This window comes from Pseudomonas sp. P5_B2, from assembly GCF_056400445.1.
In genome coordinates this window covers 1-6,414 of the sequence record NZ_JBFULH010000246.1, presented here as the reverse complement: position 1 = coordinate 6,414, position 6,414 = coordinate 1, and the positions used below count along the sequence as shown (strand labels likewise).

Here is a 6,414-nt window from a genome sequence, read left to right as displayed (position 1 = left end):
GCCCCAGGCGTTGCTGGTCCTCGAGGCGAAGAACCGACAACGGTGCGACCACCGGGCACTTGTTGATGTGAATAAGTTTAAGCGGTACGGGCAGTTCGCCTTCGGCCAGGTCATCGCGACGGGTGTACAGCCGCTGGCGCAAGGTCTCGGCATCCAGATCCAGCAACCCCTGGGGATCCAGGTGCAGGTCACAGACAATCAATGCGTTCTTGTTACGCGGGTGCCAGGCCAGTGGCAGCACTACACCGACAAAGCTGCGGGCCGCCGAAAAGCGCCCGGAAATATGCACCATCGGTTGCAACAGGCGAATCTGGTCCATCACCTTTTGCTTACTGCGCAATTTGAATAGCCAGTCATACAACTTTGGCTGTTTTGCACGAATCRGCCGCGCCAGCGCGATGGTGGCGCGAACATCCGAAAGTGCCTCGTGAGCGTTTCCGTGATCGATGCCGTTGGCGGCGGTCAGGCGTTCGAGCTTGAGCGTCACCCGGCCCTCGTCGTCCGTGGGCCAGACGAGCCCATCCGGACGCAAGGCATACGCCGCACGCACCACATCAATCAGGTCCCAGCGACTGTTGCCTCCCTGCCACTCACGTGCATACGGATCGAAAAAGTTTCGATACAGGCTGTAACGGGTCATCTCGTCGTCGAAACGCAAAGTATTGTAACCCGCACCGCACGTGGCAGGCGCCGCCAACTGGGCATGCACCCGGGTCATGAAGTCGGCTTCGCTCAAGCCCTGGCCGGCCAGTTGACCTGGGGTTATTCCCGTGATGGCGCAGGCCGCCGGATGCGGCAGGATGTCATCACTGGGCTGGCAGTAAAGATTGACCGGTTCGTCTATTTCATTGAGATCGAAGTCGGTGCGAATCCCCGCAACTTGCAGCGGACGGTCGCAACGGGGGTTGATGCCAGTGGTTTCATAGTCGTACCAGAAGATCGAGGTCACGGGCTGTTCCTGAACTGAAGATCGACGAAGTCTAGGCGCTCACCTCCCGCCCCGGCCAGTATCTTGTCATTCAATCACCTCTGGCCACTCACCGTGCAATACATAGTTATGTCGTTTCCCCCCGAGAGGCTGCTAGCATCGAGCAGATATCGAATCCCGAAAAGGCCACACAGGTTGCCCATGCTCGAGACCCCGGCACTGCCAAGGAAAGCGATGCTGTACCCGCCACTGGACACACGGTATCAAGTCGAAACGCCCGAAGGCATCGACTTGCCTCTGCGTCCTGCCGGGTTGATGGTGCGTGCGCTGGCCTTCGCCATCGACCTCGGGTTGCGCGGGCTGATCCTCGGCCTGCTGTTTATGGTGCTGGCGTTTCTCGGAAAGCTTGGGGCCGGGCTGGGCTCACTCCTGCTGTTCGTGGTGAGTTGGTGGTACATGGTGCTGTTCGAAGTGCTCAATCAAGGCTGCTCACCTGGCAAACAGTGGATGGGTTTGCGCGTGGTGCAGGACGACGGCACACCGGTCGGCTGGTCTGCTTCGCTGCTGCGCAACCTGTTGCGATTTGTCGACATGCTGCCCTTCGGCTACTTCCTCGGTGCCATCAGTTGCCTGCAACATCCCACCTTCAAACGCCTCGGCGACCTCGCTGCCGGCACGCTGGTGATCTACCGCGAACAATCGCTCACCCGACCGCAACTGCCCGACGCCCAGCCTGTGCGCCCGGCATTTGACCTGACACTGTCCGAACAACGCGCCATCCTCGGTTTTGCCGAACGCCAGGATGAACTCTCCAAGGCGCGCACCCTTGAGCTCGCCTCGATTCTCGCGCAACCGTTGCAGGTCGACCCGCCGCGTGCCGTGACCGAACTCAATGGCATCGCACGCGGCTTGTTGGGTCCGGCATGAAACAAAGTCTTTTCGAACAGCGCCACACGGCCGAGTGGGATCAGTTCTCCCTAGTGCTGGGTCAGCTGGAGCACGGCAAGGGCGCGTCCCGGATCGGCGATTTCCCCCAGGACTATCGTCGCCTTTGCCAGCATTTGGCATTGGCTCAGGAGCGTGGCTACAGCAGTTTTCTGATCGACTCCTTGCAGCAGCTCGTGCTGCGCGGGCATCAACAGCTATATAGACATCGCAGTCGACTGGGCGCCAACGTGGCGGGCTTCATCCTGGCCGGTTTTCCGCGACTGGTGCGCGAGCAATGGCGCTTTGTACTCGCCGCCGGCCTGATGTTTTTTGGCAGCCTGATTGGCTTCGCGCTGCTGGTGTACCTGTTCCCGGATCTGATCTACAACCTGATTCCGGCCGAGCAGGTCAGCGAATTGCAGAGCATGTACGACCCGGTCGCAGGCCATTTTGGACGTACAACGGAACGCGCCGCCAGTGAAGACTGGGTGATGTTCGGTTACTACATCATGCACAACGTCGGCATCGCCTTTCAGACCTTCGCCAGCGGTTTGCTATTGGGTCTGGGCAGCGCATTTTTCCTGATGTTCAACGGTTTGATGATCGGTGCAGTGGCCGGGCACCTGACGCACCTCGGCTACGGGCAAACGTTCTGGTCGTTCGTGATCGGACACGGCGCTTTTGAATTGATGGGCATCGCCCTGGCCGGTGCTGCCGGCCTGCAATTGGGTTGGGCGCTGATCGCCCCGGGATGCCTGCCGCGCGTCGAAGCATTGCGACTGGCGGCGGGCAAGAGTGTGCTGCTGATCTGCGGCGTCATGTTGTTCCTGTTGATTGCGGCGTTTATCGAGGCTTATTGGTCGTCGACGACCGCTCCGGCGCCGATGACCAAATACCTGGTCGGCGCCGCGCTGTGGGCGTTGGTCACGATGTATCTGCTGTTTGCCGGACGGGCTCGCCATGCGCCTGAGTGATGCCACGGTCGTGATCCGCCCCCGCACCACCTGGGAAGCCATGGATCTGGGCGTGCTGCTGAGCCAGCGCCATCGACGTCTGTTGATGACCAGTTGGGCCATCGTGACCTTGCCGATCTTCGTCTTGCTCAGTGCGATGTTCTGGGATTCGCCGTCCCTCGCCGTGTTCATCTTCTGGTGGCTCAAACCGGCGTTCGAGCGCCTGCCGTTGTTCATCCTGTCCAAAAGCCTGTTCGGCGAAACACCGACGTTGAAACAGGCGCTGCGCGAATGGCCACGCCTGCTCAAACCGCAACTACTGGCTAGCCTGACCTGGCGTCGCCTGAACCTGAGTCGCAGCTTCGTCATGCCGGTGGTGCAACTTGAAGGCCTGAGTGGCGAGGCGCGACAACAGCGGTTGCAGGTACTGCTGCAACGCAACGCCGGCGCGGCGAAATGGCTGACGATCATCGGCGTGCATCTGGAAAGCGCACTGTGGATTGGTTTGATGGTGTTGTTCTACCTGCTCCTGCCACAGCAGATCGAGCTCGACTGGAGCTGGCAGACCCTGATCACCGCCGCCGTGCAGGACTGGCGCTGGCTGGAACACCTGACCAATGCTTTTTACGTACTGGTGCTGATTGTCTGGGAGCCGGTCTATGTCGCCTGTGGCTTCAGTCTTTACCTGAATCGGCGCACGGTGCTGGAGGCCTGGGATATTGAACTGGTGTTTCGCCGATTACGCCAACGTCTCACTTCAACTGCCGTCACCCTGTTGCTGGCGGCAATCCTGTGGGTGCCTGGCGCGCAACACGTCTGGGCCGCCGAGCCGGTCATCACGCCGGACAGTCCTCGTCTGCTCGATCAACCGCTGACCAGCCAGGCGTCAAAAGACAGCATCAAGGCCCTCCTCGACCAGCCACCGTTCAAGAACAAGGAAACAGTCACCCGCTATCAGTTTGGCGAAGACAAAGCCGATAGCAAAACCCCGGATGACGGCAAAACACCTGAATGGCTGAAAGCGTTTTTAGCGCTGCTCGACAGCCAGCGTTTCGGCTTCCTCACCACCCTGATTGAACTGCTGCTGTGGGGCGCGATGATCGGCGGTATCGGGTTATTGATCTGGCGTTACCGTGACTGGCTGCAAGCGTTCGTCAGCCGTCGACCCGCGTTTAAAAGCAAAGCCACCCGGTCATTACCGCGACAGGCTTTTGGCCTGGATCTCAACCGCGAAACCCTGCCCGCGGACATTGCCGCCAGCGCTGAAAGTCTTTGGCAAACCAACCCACGCGCTGCCCTCGGTTTGCTCTATCGCGCCCTGCTCAGCCACTTGCTGCACGACCACCACATGGCGCTGAAACCCGCCGACACCGAAGGCGAGGTTCTGCGGCGCGTCGAACAATTGCAGCAACCGGTGTTACTGGCGTTTAGCAAAACCCTGACCAGTCACTGGCAAAACATGGCCTATGGTCATCGCCTGCCACCGGCGCACTTGCAACAGGAACTCTGTGACGGCTGGCGAGCGTTGTTCGGGCCGGGAGCAGCCCATTGAGCCGGCGATTGTGGCAGGTGATCGGCGCATTCATCGCCCTGCTGGTGGGTGCGCTGAGTATTTATCTGTACCTGAAAGCCACGCCCTATCCGGCAGAAATCGATCACGGTCCATCGCCTGAAGCACAGGCCAATCCCTACCTCGCCGCTGAACATTTTTTGCGCAAGCAGGGCCTGACCGTCAGCCATGCCAACGGTCTCGACGTGCTGCCCACCCTCGATCCCCATCAGCACAGCCTTTTGCTGCTCGGAAATCGCTACAACATGACCCCGCGCCAGATTGATCAGGTCTTGAACTGGACCCAGGCCGGCGGACGTATTTTATTTGTTGCCCAATCCCTGTGGGATGAAAAGACCGGTCAGAGCAACGACCTGCTGCTCGACCGCGTGCAGTTGCACCAGTCGTTGAGCAAGGACCTCAAGGACCCGCCACCCGACATCCTCGACGATCGCTATCCCAAACTGACCAAGCTGTATCTGGAAGATGAAGAAGCACCGGCCTACGCGAATTTTGACACGGCATTCCATCTCGAAGACCCGAAGAACCTCGCGCAAGCCTGGGCCAATAGCGGCAAGGCCACGCACATGATGCAGCTCAATCACGGGCTCGGTTCGATCATCGTGGTCACCGATGCCGACCTGTGGAAAACCCCGGCCATCGACCAATACGACAATGCCTGGCTGCTCTGGTATCTGACGGCGGACACGAGCGTGACGTTGCTGTTCAACACCGAACACGACAGCTTGCTGACCTTGCTGTGGCGCTATTTCCCGCAGGCGCTGGTGGCCCTGATTGCGCTGATCGGACTTGGCTTCTGGCATGCAGGGGTTCGCCGGGGCCCGCTACAGGAGCCCGCTGCGAAAGGCCGTCGTCAATTACAGGAACACCTGCGCGCCAGCGCCGATTTCATGTTGCGCCGCAAGGGTCAGCAACACCTGCTGCAAGCCTTGCAACAAGACATCCTTCGCCGCGTACGGCGCCGTCATCCCGGTTTTGAACAACTCGGCGTTGCCGAGCAATGGCTGGTGATCGCACGCCTGAGCGGCCAACCCACACGCGCAATTAGCCAGGCCATGAGCCCGCGACCGAAGCAGCGGCTGTCCAGCGCTCACTTCAGCCGTCAGGTCGCCCACCTGCAAACCTTGAGGAACGCTTTATGAGTGAACAGATCGAGCCAGGCTCGCCGACTCACGCCGCCCAGCAACGCCAGCGCGCCAGTCAATTGGCCCAAGCCGTGCGCGGGGAACTGCAGAAAGCCGTGATCGGCCAGAACAGCGTGATCGACGATGTCCTGACCGCGCTGATCGCCGGCGGTCATGTGCTGCTCGAAGGCGTGCCCGGGCTGGGCAAAACATTGCTGGTGCGCGCCCTCGCCCGCTGCTTCGGCGGCGAATTCGCGCGCATCCAGTTCACGCCGGACCTGATGCCCAGCGACGTCACCGGGCACGCGGTCTACGACCTGAACACCGAGCAGTTCAAACTGCGCAAGGGTCCACTGTTCACCAACTTGCTACTGGCCGACGAGATCAACCGCGCCCCGGCGAAAACCCAGGCCGCGCTGCTCGAAGCCATGCAGGAACGTCAGGTCACTCTCGAAGGCCGTGCCTTGCCCATCGTGCAACCGTTCATGGTGCTCGCCACGCAAAACCCCATCGAGCAGGAAGGCACTTATCCACTGCCCGAAGCCGAGCTCGATCGGTTCATGCTCAAGGTGCGCATGGATTACCCCGACGCCGAGCAGGAGCTGAACATGGTCCGCCAGGTCAGCCGCTCGACCCGTGCCGACATGCTCGACGTGCAACCGCTGCGTACCGTGTTGCAGGCCAAGGACGTGCTGGCCTTGCAGCGTATTGCCAGTGATTTGCCGCTAGATGATCAGGTCCTCGATTACGCCGTTCGGCTGGCGCGCAGCACACGCACTTGGCCAGGCTTGACCCTCGGCGCCGGGCCGCGTGCATCCATCGCCTTGGTGCGCTGCGCCCGAGCCCGTGCGTTGTTGCGCGGTGGCGAGTTTGTGATTCCAGATGACATCAAAGGCTGTGCATTGGCAGTGC

The 6,414-nt window shown here is 60.6% G+C and carries 6 protein-coding genes; 5 read left to right on the top strand and 1 reads right to left on the bottom strand.

Annotation, left to right across the window (positions count from 1 at the left end):
* A partial coding sequence (sbcB, locus tag AC1DRJ_RS17275; protein WP_477803223.1) for an exodeoxyribonuclease I occupies window positions 1–949 on the bottom strand: 949 nt, incomplete at its 3' end.
* 180 nt (window positions 950–1,129) lie between these two features.
* Between sbcB and AC1DRJ_RS17270 the strand changes: the two genes are divergently transcribed.
* From AC1DRJ_RS17270 to AC1DRJ_RS17250, 5 genes are all read left to right on the top strand, one after another.
* The gene (locus AC1DRJ_RS17270; protein ID WP_477803222.1) at window positions 1,130–1,855 is read left to right on the top strand and encodes an RDD family protein; all 726 of its coding nucleotides are present in this window, start codon (window positions 1,130–1,132) and stop codon (window positions 1,853–1,855) included.
* Window positions 1,852–2,829 carry a stage II sporulation protein M gene (locus tag AC1DRJ_RS17265; protein ID WP_477803221.1) on the top strand — a complete coding sequence of 326 codons (978 nt, stop codon included), beginning with the start codon at window positions 1,852–1,854 and terminating at the stop codon, window positions 2,827–2,829. The genes AC1DRJ_RS17270 and AC1DRJ_RS17265 overlap by 4 nt, the downstream gene beginning before the upstream one ends.
* A complete protein-coding gene (locus AC1DRJ_RS17260) occupies window positions 2,816–4,360 on the top strand; it encodes a DUF4129 domain-containing protein (protein WP_477803220.1) in 1,545 nt (514 codons plus the stop codon). Before AC1DRJ_RS17265 ends, AC1DRJ_RS17260 begins: the two co-directional genes overlap by 14 nt.
* Window positions 4,357–5,520: a DUF4350 domain-containing protein gene (locus AC1DRJ_RS17255; protein ID WP_477803219.1), complete on the top strand. Its 1,164-nt coding sequence runs from the start codon at window positions 4,357–4,359 to the stop codon at window positions 5,518–5,520. Before AC1DRJ_RS17260 ends, AC1DRJ_RS17255 begins: the two co-directional genes overlap by 4 nt.
* Window positions 5,517–6,414, top strand: an 898-nt coding sequence (locus tag AC1DRJ_RS17250; RefSeq protein ID WP_477803218.1) for an AAA family ATPase, incomplete at its 3' end; no start/stop codon positions are given. The genes AC1DRJ_RS17255 and AC1DRJ_RS17250, both read left to right, overlap by 4 nt.

Bases quoted from the DNA above. Each gene is read 5' to 3' on its own strand.
- AC1DRJ_RS17265 (WP_477803221.1), top strand. From the start codon at position 1,852: ATGAAACAAAGTCTTTTCGAACAGCGCCACACGGCCGAGTGGGATCAG.
- AC1DRJ_RS17260 (WP_477803220.1), top strand. From the start codon at position 2,816: ATGCGCCTGAGTGATGCCACGGTCGTGATCCGCCCCCGCACCACCTGG.
- AC1DRJ_RS17270 (WP_477803222.1), top strand. From the start codon at position 1,130: ATGCTCGAGACCCCGGCACTGCCAAGGAAAGCGATGCTGTACCCGCCA.